Source organism: Rhodosalinus sp. (assembly GCF_041685465.1).
Classification (GTDB): Bacteria; Pseudomonadota; Alphaproteobacteria; order Rhodobacterales; family Rhodobacteraceae; genus Rhodosalinus.
In genome coordinates, this window is the sequence record NZ_JAWLFS010000037.1 from 1 (window position 1) to 17010 (window position 17010).

Sequence of the window (17010 nt, forward strand, 5' to 3'; positions counted from 1 at the left end):
CCCCGGCCAAGGAGCGTCTCCTGCCCGATCACCTCGTCGAGGGCCTGCGGGCGGAGCCGGTCGGCAAGCGGGCGCGGCGCGCCCTCGCCCGTCTCCGCCGTCGGGTCCGGTGCCTCCTCGCGGTCGAAAAGATCGGCCATCGCGGTCAGCCCCGGAAGCGGATGGCGACGCGGCGTTCGCCGCGCTGCACGACGATCTCGTGCCAGCCGCCCGAGGCGAGCGCGCGGCGCACCTCGCGCGGGGTCGTGACCTCGCGCCCCGAGACGGCGCGGATCACATCGCCCGCCTCGAGCCCGGCGCGCGCACCGAACCGGCCGGCGTCCGTGACGACGACGCCCCGCGCGCCGAGCGGCAGGTTCATCTCGGCGATGACGGCGGGGTTCACGGTGGCGAGCGCGAGCCCCGGCAGCGCCGTGTCGCGGCCCAGCGTGAGCGGCGCGCGCGGCGGCTCCTCCGGCGGCGGCGCGAGGCGCACGGTGACCGCCCGCGCGCGGCCCTCGCGCCAGAGCTCCGCCGTGACCTCTGCGCCCGGCCCGGCGACGGCGAGGCGGTAGGCCATGCCGGCGGGGCCGTTCACCTCGGCCCCGTCGAGCGCGAGGATCACGTCGCCTTGCCGCAGGCCCTCCGCGGCGAAGGGGCTCAGGGGGTGCAGATCGGAGACGACCATGCCACGGGGGCGGCCGAGGCCGAGCGCCTCGGCCATGTCGGCGTCCACCGGCTGCCCGCTCATGCCGGCCCAGGGGCGGCGGAAGGTCTCGGCGCCGGCGCGCGCCTCGGCCACGAAGCGCGCGACGAGGTCCGCCGGGATCGCGAAGCCGATGCCGATGGAGCCGCCCGTGCGGCTGAGGATCGAGGTGTTGACGCCGACGAGCCGCCCGGCCGCGTCCACGAGCGCGCCGCCCGAGTTGCCCGGGTTGATCGGCGCGTCGGTCTGCACGAAGTAGCCGCGCCGGTCGCCCGTCGCAGGCCCCGAGCGCGCCACGGCCGAGACGATGCCGGAGGAGACCGTCTGCCCCACGCCGAAGGGATTGCCGATGGCGAGGACGAGTTCCCCCACCTCCAGCGTGTCGCTGTCGCGGAGCGGCAGGTGCGGCAGATCCTCGGCGCCCTCGAGACGCAGGATCGCGAGATCGGCCTCGGCGTCGGCCAGCACCACCTCGGCGGAGAACTCGCGCCGGTCGTTCAGCACGACGCGGATGTCGGTGGCGCGGCCGACCACGTGGTAGTTGGAGACGACGACACCGTCGGGCGAGAGGATCACGCCGGATCCGAGGGAGTTCTGCACGCGCGGCCGCTCCGGCGCGAAGTCGCGGAAGAACTCCTCGAACACCGGGTCGTCGAAGAGCGAGCGGCGCTCCTGCACCACGCGGCGGGCATAGATGTTGACCACCGCCGGCGCGGCGGCGCGCACGACCGGCGCGAAGGACAGGTCGATCTCGGCCTGCGTCCGCGGCACCTGCGGCTCGGCGGCAAGCGGCGTGGCGGCGAGGGCAAGACTGACGATGAGGGCTCGAAACATGGGGCGGCCTCCCGCGGTGGGCGTCGATATGCGGGCCGGCGCACGCCATTGCAAGGCGCCGGAACGCAAGACGCGCCCCGGCGGTCTCCCGCGGGGCGCGCGATACTCGGCCGGCCGGGAGGATCAGTCCTCGGCGGCCTCCTCCTCGGCGAGGCGGGCGCGGTCGGCGGCGCCCTTCGCCTCCGGGTCGCGGTCCACCAGTTCGACGATCGCCATCGGCGCCATGTCGCCGTAGCGGAACCCGGCCTTCAGCACGCGGACGTAGCCGCCGGGCCGGTCCTGGTAGCGCGGGCCGAGCACGTCGAAGAGCTTGGCGACATGCGCCTCGTCGTTGAGCCGCGAGGCCGCCTGACGGCGGGCGTGCAGGTCGCCACGCTTGGCGAGGGTGACGAGCTTGTCGGCGACGCGCTTGAGCTCCTTCGCCTTGGGCAGGGTCGTCTTGATCTGCTCGTGCTCGATCAGCGAACCGGCCATGTTGGCGAAGAGCGCCTTGCGGTGCTCGTGGGTACGGTTGAGCTTGCGGTATCCGTGGGCGTGACGCATGGGGTGTCTCCTATCGCTTTATGCTTTGTCCGGCGGCCCGTGCGCGCGGGCCGCTCTCCTTGGGGCCGGAGCCCGCGGCTCAGAAGTTCTCTTCGTACTTCTTCGCCAGGTCCTCGATGTTGTCGGGCGGCCAGTCCTCGACCTCCATGCCGAGGTGCAGGCCCATGCCCGAAAGCACTTCCTTGATCTCGTTGAGCGACTTGCGGCCGAAGTTCGGCGTGCGCAGCATCTCGGCCTCGGTCTTCTGGATGAGGTCGCCGATGTAGACGATGTTGTCGTTCTTGAGGCAGTTCGCCGAGCGCACCGAAAGCTCCAGCTCGTCCACCTTCTTGAGGAGGAGCGGGTTGAACTCCAGCCCGTCCTCGTCCGACTCGCGGCCCGAGCCTTCCGGCTCCTCGAAGTTGACGAAGATCGACAGCTGGTCCTGAAGGATGCGCGCGGCATAGGCGACCGCATCGTCCGGCGTGATCGCGCCGTCGGTCTCAACCTTCATGGTGAGCTTGTCGTAGTCGAGAACCTGCCCCTCGCGGGTCGGCGTGACCTCGTAGGAGACCTTCTTGACCGGCGAATAGATCGCGTCGATCGGGATCAGGCCGATGGGCGCGTCCTCGGGCTTGTTCTTGTCGGCCGGAACGTAGCCTTTCCCGGTGTTGACGGTCAGCTCCATGTAGATGTCCGCGCCCTCGTCGAGGTGGCAGATCACATGGTCGCGGTTGAGGATCTCGATGCCCGCGCTCTCGGAGATGTCGCCTGCGGTGACGACGCCGGGCCCCTTGGCGGAAATCGACAGCCGCTTCGGCCCCTCGACTTCCATGCGAAGCGCCACACCCTTGAGGTTGAGGATCACGTCGGTCACGTCCTCGCGCACGCCGGCGACCGAGGAGAACTCGTGCAGGACGTTGTCGATCTGGACCGACGTGATGGCAGCGCCCTGAAGCGAGGACAGCAGGACGCGGCGCAGCGCGTTTCCCAGCGTCAGGCCGAACCCGCGCTCGAGCGGCTCGGCCACGAGAGTCGCCTTGCGCGCCGGCTCGTCGCCGGGCTTGACGTCGAGCGCGTTCGGCTTGATCAGATCGGACCAGTTCTTGTGGATCATGGATGTCTCCTCAATTCCTGTTCCGGCCCCATGTCCGAAGGCCGGAACGCCCGAGGTTGAATGACAAAGCGGGACGGCGCGAAGCCCGCGCCGCCCCTTGCAAAGTCTGGTCCGTCAGACGCGCCGGCGCTTGGGCGGCCGGCACCCGTTGTGCGGGATGGGCGTCACGTCGCGGATGGACGTGATGTTGAAGCCGACGGCGGCGAGCGCGCGCAGCGCCGATTCGCGGCCGGACCCGGGGCCCTGCACTTCCACGTCGAGCGTGCGCATGCCGTGCTCCTGCGCCTTCTTGCCCGCATCCTCGGCGGCGAGCTGCGCGGCGTAGGGCGTCGACTTCCGCGAGCCCTTGAAGCCCATCGCGCCGGCCGACGACCACGAGATGGCGTTGCCCTGCACGTCCGAGATCAGGATCTTGGTGTTGTTGAAGGAGGAATTCACATGCGCCGTGCCGGTGGCGATGTTCTTGGAGACCTTCTTGGGTCCGCGGCGGCGGGTATCGCGTGCCATTGGTGACTGCCCTCCTTATTTCTTCTTGCCGGCGATCGGCTTCGCGGGACCCTTGCGGGTGCGCGCGTTGGTATGGGTGCGCTGACCGCGCACGGGCAGTTTGCGGCGGTGGCGCAGGCCGCGGTAGCAGCCGAGGTCCATCAGGCGCTTGACGTTCATCTGCACCTCGCGGCGCAGGTCACCCTCGACGGTGTAATTCTGATCGATGTGCTCGCGGATCGCGACGAGATCGGCATCCGAGAGTTCGTTGACCCGGCGCGATCCGTCGACGTCGACGGCGTCGCAGATCGACTCGGCGGCGGAGTGGCCGATTCCGTGGATGTAGGTCAGCGCGATCGGCACGCGCTTGTTCGTGGGAATGTTGACGCCGGCAATGCGTGCCACGTGGTCAGTCCTTTCGTTGCGAGCCCGTAACGCCAGGCCCTTTTTTCACAACCCTCGGCCCGCGGCGGCAGTCCACGGGCCGGGTCAGAGGTGGTCCTGCGATGTCGCGCGTCGGAGCGCCGGGAGCGACGCCGCGCAAATCGATTCTCTGCCGAGATGCTGGTGCGTAGGGGACGAGGCGGGGGCCGTCAAGCCCCTGCCGACGCCGGCTGGCGGTCGCCGTCAAGGACGTCCGAGATCGCCGCGGCCACCGCGTCGATCTCGCCGAGACCGTCGATCCTGAAGAGCTTGCCCTTGGCGTAATAATACCCGATCAGCGGCGAGGTCTTCTTGTAGTACTCCATCAACCGCTGGCGCAGGCTTTCCTCGTTGTCGTCCTCGCGGCGCTTGAACTCCTCGCTCCCGCATTTGGCGCATTTGCCGTCGGCCGGGATCGGCTTGGTCACGTCGTTGTAGACCTCCCCGCAGCCCGCACAGGTCGCGCGCGCGGTAATGCGGCGCACCAGCGCCTCGTCGTCGACCTGCATCTCGATCACCGCATCGAGACGGGATCCCGTCTCTTCCATCAGCGCGCCGAGCGCGTCGGCCTGCGCGAGGGTGCGGGGAAACCCGTCGAAGATGAAGCCCGGCGCCTCCGACCCCTCGAGCCGCTCGCGGATCAGGCCGATGACGATCTCGTCGGTGACGAGTTCGCCCCGGTCCATGACCTCGGCCACGCGCTTGCCCATCTCCGTGCCGCTGGCGCGCGCCGCGCGCAGCATGTCGCCCGTCGAAAGCTGAACGAGGCCACGCTCCTCCTCGAGGCGGCGGGCCTGCGTTCCCTTGCCCGCTCCGGGCGGTCCGAGAAGTATGATGTTCATTTTCTGGCCGGTGTCTTCTTGCCGCCCCGCTTCTGCTTCTTGCCGCGGAGCTGCGATTTCTGGATGAGCCCTTCGTACTGATGCGCAAGCAGGTGGCTCTGGATCTGCTGGACCGTGTCCATCGACACGGAGACCACGATCAGGACCGAGGTGCCGCCGAAGTAGAAGGGGATCGAGTACTGGTTGCGCAGGATCTCGGGCAGCAGGCAGACGAGCGCGAGGTAGCCGGAGCCGAGCACGAGCACGCGGTTGACGACGTATTCGAGGTACTCCGCCGTCTTCTTGCCCGGGCGGATGCCGGGAACGAAGCCGTTCTGGTTCTTCAGGTTGTCGGCCACGTCGTCCGGCTTGAAGGCCACGTTGAACGTGTAGAAATACGCGAAGAAGATGATCATCGCTGCGAAGAACAGAAGGTAGAGCGGCTGCCCAGGCCCGAAGTAGGCCAGCAGCGCGGACATCACCGGGCCGGATTGCTGCCCCGAGAAGGTGCTGATCGTCGTCGGCAGAAGGAGCAGCGAGCTCGCGAAGATCGCCGGGATCACGCCCGACGGGTTGACCTTCACCGGAAGGTGGCTGGTCTGAGCCTCGGTCATCTTCATGCCGACCTGGCGGCGCGGGTACTGGATCGTGATCTTCCTCAGCGATCGCTCCATGAAGACCACGAAGGTGATCGTGACGACGATCAGCAGGATCACGCCGACGATCACTGCCGGGCTGATCGCGCCCGAGCGTCCCGAGGCGAAGAACTGCGCCAGCGCCGAGGGCACCTCGGCGATGATGCCGACGAAGATGATCAGCGAGATGCCGTTGCCCACGCCGCGCGCGGTGATCTGCTCGCCGAGCCACATCAGGAACATCGTGCCGCCGACCAGCGTGATGACGCAGGCCGCCCGGAAGAACCAGCCGGGATCGGTGACCAGATCGCCGGATTCGAGGCTGACCGCCAGGCCGTAGGCCTGCATCGTCGCCAGGAGAACCGTGCCGTAGCGCGTGTACTGGTTGAGCTTCTTGCGGCCCTGCTCGCCCTCTTTCTTGAGCTGCTCGAGCTTCGGCACCATCGCCGCGAGCAGCTGCACGATGATCGAGGCCGAGATGTAGGGCATGATCCCGAGCGCGAAGATTCCCATGCGCCCGAGGGCCCCGCCGGTGAACATCGACAGCATGCCGCCGATGCCGGTCGAGGCTTCCGTCATGAAGTCCTGCAGCGCCTGCCCGTCGATGCCGGGCACCGGAATGAAGGTGCCGATCCGGTAGACGATCAGCAGACCGAGCGTGAAGAAAATCCGCTGTCGGAGTTCCGTGGCGCGGACAAGCGCGCCCCAGCTCGTGTTGGCGGCCATCTGTTCGGCTGCGGATACCATGCGGCTCCCCCGGTGCGGGCGCCGCCGCCCGGCGCGCGAAGGGCGCGGGCGGCGGGCGGATACATTGGATTATCTATCGGGCAGGCGCGAAGGCCACAACCCGTTATTCCGCGGCGGCCGTCGCGGCGAGCGTGACCGAGCCGCCGGCGCTTTCCACCGCAGAGACGGCACTGGCCGAGGCGCCGGTGACCTGCAGGTCGAGCCTGGCCGAGAGCGCGCCCTTGCCGAGCACGCGCACGCCGTCGCGCCGACGTCGGACGAGGCCGGAGGCCACGAGCGCCTCCTCGGTGACCGGCTGGCTCGCGTCGAGCTTTCCGGCGTCGACGAATTTCTGCAGGTCGCCGAGGTTCACCACGGCGAAGCTCTTGCGGTTGGGCTTGTTGAAGCCGCGCTTCGCCAGGCGCTGATAGATCGGCATCTGGCCGCCTTCGAAGCCCTTGATCGCCACGCCGGAGCGCGATTTCTGGCCCTTGATGCCGCGGCCGGCGGTCTTGCCCTTGCCCGAGCCGGGGCCGCGCGCGACGCGCTTGCGACGGTGGGTGGCGCCCTCGGCGTCGCGGAGTTCGTTCAGTTTCATTTCGCTTCTCCAATGCCGGATTCCGCCCCGAAGCGAAGTGGCGGACCACGGCGTTTTCTGTCGTCGGATTCGGGACCTCGTGCCCGTGGCGCGCGTTTAACGGGCAATCGCGGCGCGATCAAGCGCCGGGACGCGGCGCACGGGAGGCGGTGATGGTCATCGACAGCAGCCAGCTGGCCATGATCGGGGGCCTGCTCAGCGTCGCGGCCTATTTTCCCTATACGATCGCCACGGTGCGCGGGCAGGCGACGCCGCAACGCTCGTCGTGGTTCATCTGGGCGCTCCTGAGCGCGATCGCCTTCGCGTCGGTGCTGCACTCGGGGGGGACGCGCGGCCTCGTGTTCACCGGCGCGCAGATGGTCGGCACCAACACCGTCTTCCTGCTGTCGCTCTGGCGCGGCACCGGCTCGATCGCGCAGCGTAGCGATGCCACGGTGCTCAGCTTCTCGGCGCTCGGTCTCGCGCTCTGGTGGTGGACCGACAACGCGGCCTGGGCGATGGCGCTCGCCATCGCGGTCGGCACGGCCGGCGGGTCGCTGACGATCGCCAAGGCGTTCAACACGCCCCGCTCGGAAGTCCTGACGCCCTGGATCCTGCAATGGCTTGCCGCGACCTTCGGCGCCGCCTCGGTGCTCGGCGCCTCGCCGCTCGAAATGGCCTATCCGCTGTATCTCTTCCTGCTGTACAGCGGGATCGCCGGCGCGACCGCCAGCGGACGGGTCGCACGCCGTCGCTGGGGCCGGCACACGCCCTGAACGACGAAAGCCCCCGGCGCGGGGCGCGGGGGCTTCCGGCTCGGACGTTCGGCGGGCTCAGCCGCGTTCTTCGACGACCTCGACGAGATGCGGGATCTTGGCGATCATGCCGCGGATCGAGGGCGTGTCCTCGAGCTCCCGCGTCTTGTGCATCTTGTTGAGGCCGAGGCCGATCAGCGTTTCGCGCTGCCTGGCCGGCCGGCGGATCGGCGAGCCGATCTGCTTCACCACGATGGTCTTTGCCATGATCTCTCTCCCTTACGCCTCGGCCGCTTCGGGCTTCGGCGCGTCATCCTTGTGCAGGACCTCGGCGACCTTCTTGCCGCGGCGCTGCGCCACCATGCGCGGGCTCTGCTGCTTGCGCAGCGCGTCCAGCGTGGCGCGGATCATGTTGTAGGGGTTCTGCGTGCCGTTCGACTTGGCGACGACGTCCTGAACGCCCAGCATCTCGAAGACGGCGCGCATCGGACCGCCGGCGATGATCCCGGTGCCCTGTGGCGCCGAGCGGATCATCACCTTGCCGGCGCCCCAGCGGCCGTTCTCGTCGTGGTGCAGCGTCCGGCCCTCGCGCAGGGGCACGCGGATCATGCCGCGCTTGGCCTGCTCGGTGGCCTTGCGGATCGCCTCGGGCACTTCCTTGGCCTTGCCCTTGCCGAAGCCGACGCGGCCCTTCTGGTCGCCGACGACGACGAGCGCGGCGAAGCCGAAGCGCTTGCCGCCCTTGACGGTCTTCGACACACGGTTGATCGCGACGAGGCGATCGGCGAATTCGGGCGTCTCGTCGCGGTCCCGGCGGCCGCGTCCGCCCTGCGGTTCTCTAGCCATATCGCGTCTCCTCAGAACTTCAGGCCGCCGTCACGGGCGGCATCGGCGAGCGCCTTGATGCCGCCGTGATAGCGAAAGCCCCCGCGGTCGAAGTAGCACTCTTCCACGCCCGCCGACTTCGCGCGCTCGGCGAGCGTCGCGCCCACCTTGCTCGCGGCCTCGACGTTGTTGCGGCCCGCGATGCCGAGCGACGCCTCGAGCGAGGAGGCGGCCGCCACGGTCCGGCCCTCGACGTCGTCGATGAGCTGGGCGTGAATGTTCTTGTTCGAGCGATGCACGCAGAGACGCAGGCGCCCCGCGTTCATCGCCTTGATCTTGTTCCGGACGCGCAGGCGGCGCTTGCGGAACTGTTTCTGCTTGTCCAATGCCATGATCCCGCGCCCTACTTCTTCTTGCCTTCCTTGAGGAAGATGTACTCGCCCTTGTAGCGGATTCCCTTGCCCTTGTAGGGCTCGGGCCGCCGCCAGTCGCGGATGTTCGCCGCGACCTGACCGACGAGTTGCTCGTCGTTGCCCTCGACAACGATCTCGGTCGGCTTGGGCGTCGTGATCGTCACGCCATCCGGGACCGGGAAATCGACGTCGTGGCTGAGGCCGAGATTGAGCTTCAGCGTGGCCCCCTGCGCCTGGGCGCGGTAGCCGACACCCTGCACTTCCAGCTCCTTCTTGAAGCCGTCGGTGACGCCCTGCACGAGGTTCGCGATATTGGTGCGGCTCATGCCCCACTGCTGGCGCGCGCGCTTGGAGTTGCCGCGGGGCGCGACGCGGATCGCGTCATCGTCCTGCGTGATTGTCACCTCGTCGGTCGCCGTCCAGCTGCGGGTGCCCTTCGGCCCCTGCACCTCGACGGTCTGGCCCGAGATGGTGGCGGTCACGCCCGAGGGGAGCGCGACCGGCTGTTTTCCGATACGAGACATCGCGAACCTCCTCAGAACACCGTGCAGAGCACTTCGCCACCGACGTTCGCCGAGCGCGCGGCGGCGTCCGACATCACGCCCTTCGGCGTCGAGACGATCGACACGCCCAGCCCCTGACGCACCGACGGCAGATCGCGCACGCCCATGTAGACGCGGCGGCCCGGCGTCGAGACGCGCTTGAGCTCCTGAATGACCGGCCGGCCTTCCGTGTACTTCAGCGCGATATCGATCTGCGGGTGGCCCCGCTCGTCGGTGGTGTGCTCGTAACCGCGGATGTAGCCTTCGCCGATGAGCACGTCGAGCACCCAGGCACGCAGCTTGGAGGCCGGCGTCTTGACGCTCGACTTGCCGCGCATCTGCGCGTTGCGGATGCGGGTGAGCATGTCTCCGATGGGATCGTTCATCTGACGCCCTCCCTCACCAGCTCGACTTCACGAGGCCCGGCGCCTGGCCGGTGGAGCCGAGTTCGCGGAGCGCGATCCGGCTGACCTTGAGCTTGCGGTAGTAGCCGTGCGGCCGGCCGGTCAGCTGGCAGCGGTTGTGCAGCCGGGTGGGCGAGCTGTTGCGCGGCAGCTTCGCGAGCTTGAGCCGCGCCTTGAAGCGCTCTTCCATCGGCTTCGATTCGTCGTTGGCGATCTCTTTCAGCGCGGCGCGCTGCGCGGCGTATTTCTCGACAAGCCGCTGGCGCTTCTTTTCGCGCTCGACCATCGCTTTCTTGGCCATTATGCAGTCTCCTCCGGCGCTCAGGCGTTGAAAGGCATGTTGAAATGCGTCAACAGCGCCTTGGCTTCCGCGTCGGTTTTCGCGGTGGTGGCGATAATGATGTCGAGGCCCCAGACCTCCTCGACCTTGTCGTAGTCGATCTCGGGGAAGACGATGTGCTCCTTGAGACCCATCGCGTAATTGCCGCGACCGTCGAACGACTGGCCGCTGATGCCCCGGAAGTCACGGACGCGCGGCAGCGCGATGGTGACCAGGCGATCGAGGAACTCGTACATCCGGCCGCCGCGCAGCGTCACCTTGGCGCCGAGCGGCATGCCTTCGCGGACACGGAAGCCGGCGATCGACTTCTTCGCCTTGGTGATGACGGCCTGCTGGCCGACGATCAGGCTCAGGTCCTGCTGCGCCGCCTTGGCCTTCTTGGAGTCCTTCACCGCCTCGGCGCCGCAGCCGATGTTGAGCACGATCTTTTCGAGCCGCGGCACCATCATGGCGTTCGCGTAGCCGAACTCTTCCTTGAGCTTCGCCTTGATCTCGTCGTCGTAGAGCGCGCGCAGGCGGGGCGTGTAGGTCTGGGCGTCAAGCATCGATCGCGTCCCCCGTCGTCTTGGCGTAGCGCACCTTCTTGCCATCCTCGACGCGGAAGCCGACGCGCGTCGCCTTGCCGTCCTTGTCGAGCAGCGCGAGGTTCGAAAGGTCGATGGGCAGCGCCTTGGGGATGCGCCCGCCCTGGCTCTGCGGGGACTGGCGCGTGTGGCGGACGGCCATGTTGACGCCCTCCACGACGGCCTTGCCCGTCCTGCGATCGACCGAGGCGATCGTGCCGGTGCGGCCCTTGTCCTTGCCGGCGAGCACGATCACCTTGTCGCCCGTCTTGAGTTTCGCAGCCATCAGAGCACCTCCGGGGCGAGCGAAATGATCTTCATGAAGCTCTTCGAACGCAGTTCGCGCACCACCGGACCGAAGATCCGCGTGCCGACCGGCTCGAGGTTGTTGTTGAGGATCACCGCGGCGTTGCGGTCGAAGCGGATGGCGGTGCCGTCCTCGCGGCGCACCTCCTTGGCGGTCCGCACGACGACGGCCTTGCGCACGTCGCCCTTCTTGACGCGGCCACGCGGAATCGCCTCCTTGACCGACACCACGATGATGTCGCCCACGCTGGCGTATTTCCGCTTCGACCCGCCGAGGACCTTGATGCACTGCACCCGGCGTGCGCCGGAGTTGTCAGCGACATCCAGATTCGTCTGCATCTGGATCATGGGGTTTCTCCCGACCTTTGGGGAGGGCTGCGCCCTTGGTCCCCAGGGTTTCGATCAAACCGGGATGTGACGCGCCCTAGTGGGCCATCACCTCCCAGCGTTTCGTCTTCGACTTCGGCGCGCACTCGATGATGCGGACCTTGTCGCCGACCGAATACTGGCTGCCCTCGTCGTGGGCCCGGTACTTCTTGGATTTCTTGATCGTCTTCTGAAGCACCGGATGCTTGAACCGGCGCTCGACCGAGACGGTCACGGTCTGGGCGTTGGCCGTGGAGGTCACGGTACCCTGAAGAATGCGCTTGGGCATGGCGTTCCCCTCACTCGGCGGCCGCTTGCGCGGCCTTCTCGTTCAGCACGGTCTTCACCCGCGCCGCGTCGCGGCGCACGGCACGCATCCGCGCGGTGTTCTCCAACGCGCCGGTCGCCTGCTGGAAGCGCAGGTTGAACGCCTCCTTCTTGAGGCGGGTCAGCTCCTCGCGGAGCTGGTCCGGCGTCTTGTCTCTCAGTTCACTGGCGTCCATCGCCTGTACGTCCTTCCATCAGAAGTCGCGGAACGCGGCCTCGGCCGCCGTGCCGTCCGGCACCATCCCGCGCTTTTCCAACATGAGAAGGGCACCCGGCCAACCGGCCGGACGCCCGGAAACTCTTACCAGTCTTCGCGCGCCACGATGCGAGTCTTGATCGGCAGCTTCATCGACGCGAGCCGGAGGGCTTCCTTTGCCACATCCTCTGCGACGCCGTCAATCTCGAACATGACGCGGCCGGGCTTGACCTTGGCCGCCCAGAAATCGACCGAGCCCTTGCCCTTGCCCATCCGGACCTCGGTCGGCTTCGAGGTCACCGGCACGTCGGGGAAGATACGGATCCAGACCCGGCCCTGACGCTTCATGTGGCGCGTCATGGCGCGGCGGGCCGCCTCGATCTGGCGGGCCGTGATCCGCTCGGGCTGCGCAGCCTTCAGGCCGAAGGTGCCGAAGTTCAGGGCGGACCCGCCCTTGGCCTCGCCCTTGATGCGGCCCTTGTGCTGCTTGCGGAATTTGGTGCGCTTGGGTTGAAGCATCTGTCACGTCTCCTCAACGGCGGCCGGCGCCGCGGGGGGCCGGACCGTCCTGGATCTCCTGCATGCGCCGATCCCGCGCACTGGGGTCGTGCTCCATGATCTCGCCCTTGAAGATCCAGACCTTGACCCCGATGATGCCGTAGGGCGTCTCGGCCTCGACCGTGGCATGGTCGATGTCGGCCCGCAGCGTGTGCAGCGGCACGCGACCCTCGCGGTACCACTCCGTCCGGGCGATCTCGGCGCCGCCGAGGCGGCCGGCGACATTGACCCGGATCCCGAGCGCGCCCATGCGCATCGCGTTCTGCACGGACCGCTTCATCGCGCGCCGGAAGCTCACGCGGCGTTCCAGCTGCTGCGCGATCGATTCGGCGACGAGCGTCGCGTCGAGCTCGGGCTTGCGCACCTCGACGATGTTGAGGTGCAGTTCGCTGTCGGTCATCCGCGAGAGCTTCTGGCGGAGCGCCTCGATGTCGGCGCCCTTCTTGCCGATGATCACGCCGGGCCGTGCCGCGTGGATCGTCACCCGGCACTTGCGGTGCGGACGCTCGATGATGATGCGCGCGACACCCGCCTGCTTGGCGTACTTGCGGATGAACTCGCGGATGCGGACATCCTCGAGCAGCAGGTCGCCGTACTCCTTGGTGTCGGCGTACCAGCGGGAATCCCAGGTGCGGTTGACCTGAACGCGCATCCCGATCGGATTGGTCTTGTTCCCCATTAGGCCTGCTCCTCGATCTGGCGCACCTTGATGGTCAGCTCCGAAAACGGCTTGTTGATCCGGCCGAAGCGGCCGCGTGCGCGGGGCCGGCCCCGCTTCATCACGAGGTTCTTGCCGACCCAGGCCTCCGCGACGACGAGCTCGTCCACGTCGAGGTTGTGGTTGTTCTCGGCGTTCGCGATCGCGGACTGCAGGCACTTCCTGACGTCCTGCGCGATGCGCTTCTTCGAGAAGGTCAGATCGGTCAGCGCGCGATCCACCTTCTTGCCGCGGATCAGCGCCGCGACGAGGTTCAGCTTCTGCGGGCTGGTGCGCAGCATCCGCAGCTTGGCCATCGCCTCGTTCTCGGCCACGCGGCGGGGGTTCTTTTCCTTGCCCATCGCCTTATCTCCGCTTCGCTTTCTTGTCGGCCATGTGCCCGTAGTAGGTGCGGGTCGGCGCGTATTCGCCGAACTTCTGGCCGATCATGTCCTCGTTGACGAGGACGGGAATATGCTTCTGGCCGTTGTAGACGCCGAAGGTGAGCCCCACGAACTGCGGGAGGATCGTGGAGCGGCGCGACCAGATCTTGATGACGTCGTTGCGGCCCGATTCCCGGGCCGTCTCGGCCTTCTTCAGCACGTAGCTGTCGACGAAAGGCCCTTTCCAGACGGAACGTGCCATGACTTAACGGCCCTTCTTGCGAGCGTGGCGCGACCGCAGGATGAGTTTCTGCGACGCCTTGTTGGTATTGCGGGTGCGGCGGCCCTTGGTGTCCTTGCCCCAGGGCGTCACCGGCGTGCGACCGCCGGACGAGCGCCCCTCGCCGCCACCGAGCGGGTGGTCGATCGGGTTCATCGCGACACCGCGCACGGCCGGACGCTTGCCCTTGTGCCGGGTGCGGCCCGCCTTGCCGAAGTTCTGGTTCGCGTTGTCCGGGTTCGAGACGGCGCCGACGGTGGCCATGCACTCCTGCCGGACCATCCGCAGCTCTCCCGACGAGAGGCGGATCTGTGCATAGCCGCCGTCACGGCCGACGAACTGCGCATAGGTGCCGCCGGCCCGCGCGATCTGGCCGCCCTTGCCGGGCTTAAGCTCGACGTTGTGGACGATCGTGCCGATCGGCATGCCCGAGAAGGGCATCGCGTTGCCCGGCTTGATGTCCGCCTTCGGCGCCGCCACCACCTTGTCGCCGACGGCAAGCCGCTGCGGCGCGAGGATGTAGGCCTTTTCGCCGTCCTGATACTGGACCAGCGCGATGAAGGCAGTCCGGTTGGGATCGTATTCGATCCGCATGACGACGCCGGGGACGTCGTGCTTTCTTCGCTTGAAATCGACGATGCGGTAGAGCCGCTTGGTGCCGCCGCCGCGGCGCCGGGCCGTGATCCGTCCGGTGTTGTTCCGGCCGCCCTTCTTCGTGAGGCCCTCGGTGAGAGCCTTGACGGGACGACCTTTCCAAAGGTCCGAACGGTCGATCAGCACCAGCCCGCGCTGGCCAGGCGTCGTCGGATTGTACGACTTGAGTGCCATGGTTCCTGTCTTCCGTCGTTACGGGCGGGCGAGGCCGCCTCTTGGTTTGCGGACCGTCTCGGCCCGGCGGTGAAGGGCCCCGAAGGTCCCCGGTCGAAAAGACGAGGCCCCGGCGCCCCGGGGCCTCGCACGTGAGTCCGCGCCTGTTATCAGAGGCCCGTGGTCACGTCGATGGTGTTGCCCTCCTCGAGCGTGACATAGGCCTTCTTGACGTCCTTGCGCCGGCCGGCGCGTCCGCGGAAGCGCTTCGTCTTGCCCTTGGTGATGGCCGTGTTGACCGCGCGGACCTTCACGCCGAAGAGCGCCTCGATCGCGTCCTTGATCGCGGGCTTGTTCGAGTCGATCGCCACTTCGAATACGACGGCGTTGTTTTCCGACGCCAGCGTCGACTTCTCGGTGATGATCGGCTTGCGGATCACGTCGTAATGTTCGGGTTTCACGCTCATTTCAGCCGCGCCTCCAGTGCTCTAGCACCCGCCTTCGTCAGCACGAGCGTGTCGCGCTTCAGGATGTCGTACACATTCGCGCCGACGCTCGGCAGCACGTCGAGCCCGTCGATGTTGCGCGCGGCGCGGGCGAAGCCCTCGTCCACCTCTGCCCCGTCGATCACGAGCGCACGCTTCCATCCGAGGGCGCCGACCTTCTTGGCGAGTTCCGCGGTCTTGCCGCTTCCCTTCGCCTCGTCGAGGACCACGAGCGCGCCCTCGCGCGCCTTCGCCGACAGCGCGTGCTTGAGGCCGAGGCGGCGGATCTTCTTCGGAAGATCATGCGCATGGCTGCGCGGCGTCGGCCCCTTGTAGATCCCGCCCTTGCGGAAGATGGGCGCGTTCCGGTCACCATGACGTGCGCCGCCCGTGCCCTTCTGGCGGTAGATCTTCTTGGTCGAGTAGCTCGTCTCGGAGCGGGTCTTGACCTTGTGCGTGCCGGCCTGCGCCCGGGCCCGCTGCCAGCGGACCACGCGGTGCAGGATGTCGGCGCGCGGCTCGAGCCCGAAGACCTCGTCACCGAGGTCGACCGAGCCCGCCGTCCCGCCGTCGAGCGTGATGACGTCGAGTTTCATGTCACTCGCCTTCCTTCTTTTCGGGCGACGCGCTGCCGTCCTCGGCGCTCTTCTGCGCCTCGATGTCGGCTTCGGCCTCCTTGAGCGCCTCCGCCTCCTCGGCAGCGGCGGCCTCCTCGGCGGCGCGGCGTGCCTCTTCCTCCTCGGCGGCGGCCTGCGCGGCGGCCTCCTCGGCCTGGCGCTTGGCCTCGTCGGCGGCGGACTTGAGCGCGGCGGGCAGGATCAGGTTCTCGGGCGCGGCCTTCTTCACCGCGTCCTTCACGGTGACCCAGCCGCCCTTCGGCCCGGGCACCGCGCCCTTGATCATGATGACGCCGCGATCCGCGTCCGTGCGCACGACCTGAAGGTTCTGCGTCGTCACGCGCGCCGCACCCATGTGGCCGGCCATCTTCTTGCCCTTGAACACGCGGCCCGGGTCCTGACACTGGCCGGTCGAGCCGTGGCTCCGGTGCGAGATCGAGACGCCGTGCGTCATCTCGAGGCCCCGGAAGTTGTGGCGCTTCATGCCACCCGCGAACCCCTTGCCGATCGAGGTGCCGCAGATGTCCACGTACTGCCCCTCGAAATAGTGGTCGGCGGTGATCTCCTCGCCGACCTCGATGAGGTTCTCGGGCGCGACGCGGAATTCCGCGAGCTTGCGCTTGGGCTCCACCTTGGTGGCCGCGAAATGGCCACGCATCGGCTGGCTGACGCGCTTGACCTTGGCGGTGCCGGCGCCGAGCTGAACAGCCGAGTAACCATCCCTGTCGGCGGTGCGCTGCGCCACCACCTGCAGCTTGTCGAGCTGCAGGACGGTCACCGGCACCTGCCGCCCGTCATCCATGAAGACCCGGGTCATCCCGACCTTCCGGGCGATCACTCCAGAACGCATGTCGGTGCCCTCCTCAGACCTTGATCTCGACGTCCACGCCGGCGGCGAGGTCGAGCTTCATCAGCGCGTCCACCGTCTGCGGCGTCGGATCGACGATGTCGAGGAGCCGCTTGTGCGTGCGGATCTCGAACTGATCGCGGCTTTTCTTGTTGACGTGCGGGCCGCGCAGGACCGTGAACTTCTCGATCTTGTTCGGAAGCGGGATCGGCCCGCGGACCTCGGCGCCGGTGCGCTTGGCCGTGTTCACGATCTCCCGCGTGCTCGCGTCGAGCACGCGGTAGTCGAAGGCCTTGAGCCGGATCCGGATATTCTGGCTTGTCACTGCCATCTGCCTTGCCTTTCGCAGTTGAGAGGTGGACCGGACCGGGGCCCGGCCCACGTCGAACCGATTGCGATCACTCGATGATTTTCGACACGACGCCGGATCCGACGGTGCGGCCGCCCTCGCGGATGGCGAAGCGGAGCTTCTC

At 67.9% G+C, this 17010-nt stretch carries 30 protein-coding genes and 1 pseudogene; 1 reads left to right on the plus strand and 30 read right to left on the minus strand.

Annotated elements, in window-relative coordinates; all coding sequences use genetic code 11:
• From ACESL7_RS04055 to rplO, 9 genes and pseudogenes are all read right to left on the minus strand, one after another.
• Nucleotides 1-140 (minus strand): annotated as a pseudogene (locus tag ACESL7_RS04055) (replication-associated recombination protein A); the annotation flags it as partial.
• 5 nt (nt 141-145) lie between these two features.
• Nucleotides 146-1519: a trypsin-like peptidase domain-containing protein gene (locus ACESL7_RS04060; protein ID WP_372891704.1), complete on the minus strand. Its 1374-nt coding sequence runs from the start codon at nt 1517-1519 to the stop codon at nt 146-148.
• Nucleotides 1520-1642: 123 nt separating this feature from the next.
• Nucleotides 1643-2062 (minus strand): 50S ribosomal protein L17, encoded by a 420-nt coding sequence (gene rplQ / locus ACESL7_RS04065; RefSeq protein ID WP_115981404.1) that lies wholly within the window; start codon nt 2060-2062, stop codon nt 1643-1645.
• A 79-nt stretch (nt 2063-2141) separates the two neighbouring features.
• The gene (locus ACESL7_RS04070) at nt 2142-3158 is read right to left on the minus strand and encodes a DNA-directed RNA polymerase subunit alpha (RefSeq protein WP_372891706.1); all 1017 of its coding nucleotides are present in this window, start codon (nt 3156-3158) and stop codon (nt 2142-2144) included.
• 114 nt (nt 3159-3272) lie between these two features.
• Entirely contained in the window at nt 3273-3665 is a 393-nt protein-coding gene (gene rpsK, locus ACESL7_RS04075; RefSeq protein ID WP_372891708.1) for a 30S ribosomal protein S11, read from the minus strand.
• Between the two features lie 15 nt (nt 3666-3680).
• The gene (rpsM, locus tag ACESL7_RS04080) at nt 3681-4049 is read right to left on the minus strand and encodes a 30S ribosomal protein S13 (RefSeq protein ID WP_372891710.1); all 369 of its coding nucleotides are present in this window, start codon (nt 4047-4049) and stop codon (nt 3681-3683) included.
• Between the two features lie 188 nt (nt 4050-4237).
• Nucleotides 4238-4909 (minus strand): adenylate kinase, encoded by a 672-nt coding sequence (locus ACESL7_RS04085; RefSeq protein WP_372891712.1) that lies wholly within the window; start codon nt 4907-4909, stop codon nt 4238-4240.
• Nucleotides 4906-6270 carry a preprotein translocase subunit SecY gene (secY, locus tag ACESL7_RS04090; protein WP_372891714.1) on the minus strand — a complete coding sequence of 455 codons (1365 nt, stop codon included), beginning with the start codon at nt 6268-6270 and terminating at the stop codon, nt 4906-4908. The genes ACESL7_RS04085 and secY overlap by 4 nt, the downstream gene beginning before the upstream one ends.
• 103 nt (nt 6271-6373) lie before the next feature.
• Entirely contained in the window at nt 6374-6847 is a 474-nt protein-coding gene (gene rplO / locus ACESL7_RS04095) for a 50S ribosomal protein L15 (protein WP_372891716.1), read from the minus strand.
• A 152-nt stretch (nt 6848-6999) separates the two neighbouring features.
• On the opposite strand from rplO, the gene ACESL7_RS04100 reads away from it, so the two are divergent.
• Nucleotides 7000-7602 carry a hypothetical protein gene (locus ACESL7_RS04100; protein ID WP_372891718.1) on the plus strand — a complete coding sequence of 201 codons (603 nt, stop codon included), beginning with the start codon at nt 7000-7002 and terminating at the stop codon, nt 7600-7602.
• A gap of 57 nt (nt 7603-7659) precedes the next feature.
• Here ACESL7_RS04100 and rpmD read toward each other — a convergent pair whose 3' ends face one another.
• The 21 genes from rpmD to ACESL7_RS04205 form a co-directional block, all read right to left on the minus strand.
• Nucleotides 7660-7848 carry a 50S ribosomal protein L30 gene (gene rpmD, locus ACESL7_RS04105; protein ID WP_372891719.1) on the minus strand — a complete coding sequence of 63 codons (189 nt, stop codon included), beginning with the start codon at nt 7846-7848 and terminating at the stop codon, nt 7660-7662.
• A gap of 12 nt (nt 7849-7860) precedes the next feature.
• Nucleotides 7861-8427, minus strand: a complete 567-nt coding sequence (gene rpsE, locus ACESL7_RS04110; protein WP_372891721.1) for a 30S ribosomal protein S5 — start codon at nt 8425-8427, stop codon at nt 7861-7863.
• Nucleotides 8428-8438: 11 nt separating this feature from the next.
• Nucleotides 8439-8798 (minus strand): 50S ribosomal protein L18, encoded by a 360-nt coding sequence (gene rplR / locus ACESL7_RS04115; RefSeq protein WP_372891723.1) that lies wholly within the window; start codon nt 8796-8798, stop codon nt 8439-8441.
• An 11-nt stretch (nt 8799-8809) separates the two neighbouring features.
• Nucleotides 8810-9343: a 50S ribosomal protein L6 gene (gene rplF, locus ACESL7_RS04120; protein WP_372891725.1), complete on the minus strand. Its 534-nt coding sequence runs from the start codon at nt 9341-9343 to the stop codon at nt 8810-8812.
• Between the two features lie 11 nt (nt 9344-9354).
• The gene (rpsH, locus tag ACESL7_RS04125; protein WP_372891727.1) at nt 9355-9747 is read right to left on the minus strand and encodes a 30S ribosomal protein S8; all 393 of its coding nucleotides are present in this window, start codon (nt 9745-9747) and stop codon (nt 9355-9357) included.
• Nucleotides 9748-9760: 13 nt separating this feature from the next.
• Nucleotides 9761-10066 carry a 30S ribosomal protein S14 gene (gene rpsN / locus ACESL7_RS04130; protein WP_372891729.1) on the minus strand — a complete coding sequence of 102 codons (306 nt, stop codon included), beginning with the start codon at nt 10064-10066 and terminating at the stop codon, nt 9761-9763.
• Nucleotides 10067-10086: 20 nt separating this feature from the next.
• The gene (gene rplE, locus ACESL7_RS04135; RefSeq protein ID WP_372891731.1) at nt 10087-10650 is read right to left on the minus strand and encodes a 50S ribosomal protein L5; all 564 of its coding nucleotides are present in this window, start codon (nt 10648-10650) and stop codon (nt 10087-10089) included.
• Nucleotides 10643-10954 carry a 50S ribosomal protein L24 gene (gene rplX / locus ACESL7_RS04140; protein WP_372891733.1) on the minus strand — a complete coding sequence of 104 codons (312 nt, stop codon included), beginning with the start codon at nt 10952-10954 and terminating at the stop codon, nt 10643-10645. Before rplX ends, rplE begins: the two co-directional genes overlap by 8 nt.
• Nucleotides 10954-11322 (minus strand): 50S ribosomal protein L14, encoded by a 369-nt coding sequence (gene rplN, locus ACESL7_RS04145; RefSeq protein ID WP_115981371.1) that lies wholly within the window; start codon nt 11320-11322, stop codon nt 10954-10956. The genes rplX and rplN overlap by 1 nt, the downstream gene beginning before the upstream one ends.
• Before the next feature lie 76 nt (nt 11323-11398).
• The gene (gene rpsQ / locus ACESL7_RS04150) at nt 11399-11629 is read right to left on the minus strand and encodes a 30S ribosomal protein S17 (protein ID WP_372891735.1); all 231 of its coding nucleotides are present in this window, start codon (nt 11627-11629) and stop codon (nt 11399-11401) included.
• A gap of 10 nt (nt 11630-11639) precedes the next feature.
• Nucleotides 11640-11843 (minus strand): 50S ribosomal protein L29, encoded by a 204-nt coding sequence (rpmC, locus tag ACESL7_RS04155; RefSeq protein ID WP_115981367.1) that lies wholly within the window; start codon nt 11841-11843, stop codon nt 11640-11642.
• A gap of 125 nt (nt 11844-11968) precedes the next feature.
• Nucleotides 11969-12382, minus strand: coding sequence for a 50S ribosomal protein L16 (rplP, locus tag ACESL7_RS04160; protein WP_372891737.1), 414 nt, complete (start codon nt 12380-12382; stop codon nt 11969-11971).
• Between the two features lie 13 nt (nt 12383-12395).
• A complete protein-coding gene (gene rpsC / locus ACESL7_RS04165; protein ID WP_372891739.1) occupies nt 12396-13100 on the minus strand; it encodes a 30S ribosomal protein S3 in 705 nt (234 codons plus the stop codon).
• Nucleotides 13100-13480: a 50S ribosomal protein L22 gene (gene rplV, locus ACESL7_RS04170; RefSeq protein ID WP_372891741.1), complete on the minus strand. Its 381-nt coding sequence runs from the start codon at nt 13478-13480 to the stop codon at nt 13100-13102. Before rplV ends, rpsC begins: the two co-directional genes overlap by 1 nt.
• A 4-nt stretch (nt 13481-13484) precedes the next feature.
• Complete coding sequence (rpsS, locus tag ACESL7_RS04175) at nt 13485-13763, minus strand: 30S ribosomal protein S19 (protein ID WP_372891743.1); 279 nt, start codon at nt 13761-13763, stop codon at nt 13485-13487.
• Between the two features lie 3 nt (nt 13764-13766).
• Nucleotides 13767-14609: a 50S ribosomal protein L2 gene (gene rplB / locus ACESL7_RS04180; RefSeq protein WP_372891745.1), complete on the minus strand. Its 843-nt coding sequence runs from the start codon at nt 14607-14609 to the stop codon at nt 13767-13769.
• Between the two features lie 149 nt (nt 14610-14758).
• Nucleotides 14759-15055 (minus strand): 50S ribosomal protein L23, encoded by a 297-nt coding sequence (locus tag ACESL7_RS04185; protein ID WP_372891747.1) that lies wholly within the window; start codon nt 15053-15055, stop codon nt 14759-14761.
• On the minus strand, nt 15052-15669 hold the full coding sequence (gene rplD / locus ACESL7_RS04190; protein WP_372891749.1) for a 50S ribosomal protein L4: 618 nt from the start codon (nt 15667-15669) through the stop codon (nt 15052-15054). The genes ACESL7_RS04185 and rplD overlap by 4 nt, the downstream gene beginning before the upstream one ends.
• A gap of 1 nt (nt 15670) precedes the next feature.
• Nucleotides 15671-16540, minus strand: coding sequence for a 50S ribosomal protein L3 (gene rplC / locus ACESL7_RS04195; protein WP_372891751.1), 870 nt, complete (start codon nt 16538-16540; stop codon nt 15671-15673).
• A 13-nt stretch (nt 16541-16553) separates the two neighbouring features.
• A complete protein-coding gene (gene rpsJ, locus ACESL7_RS04200) occupies nt 16554-16862 on the minus strand; it encodes a 30S ribosomal protein S10 (RefSeq protein WP_372891753.1) in 309 nt (102 codons plus the stop codon).
• Nucleotides 16863-16935: 73 nt separating this feature from the next.
• Nucleotides 16936-17010: EF-Tu C-terminal domain-related protein (locus ACESL7_RS04205; RefSeq protein ID WP_372891755.1), on the minus strand; the 75-nt coding region annotated here is incomplete at its 5' end.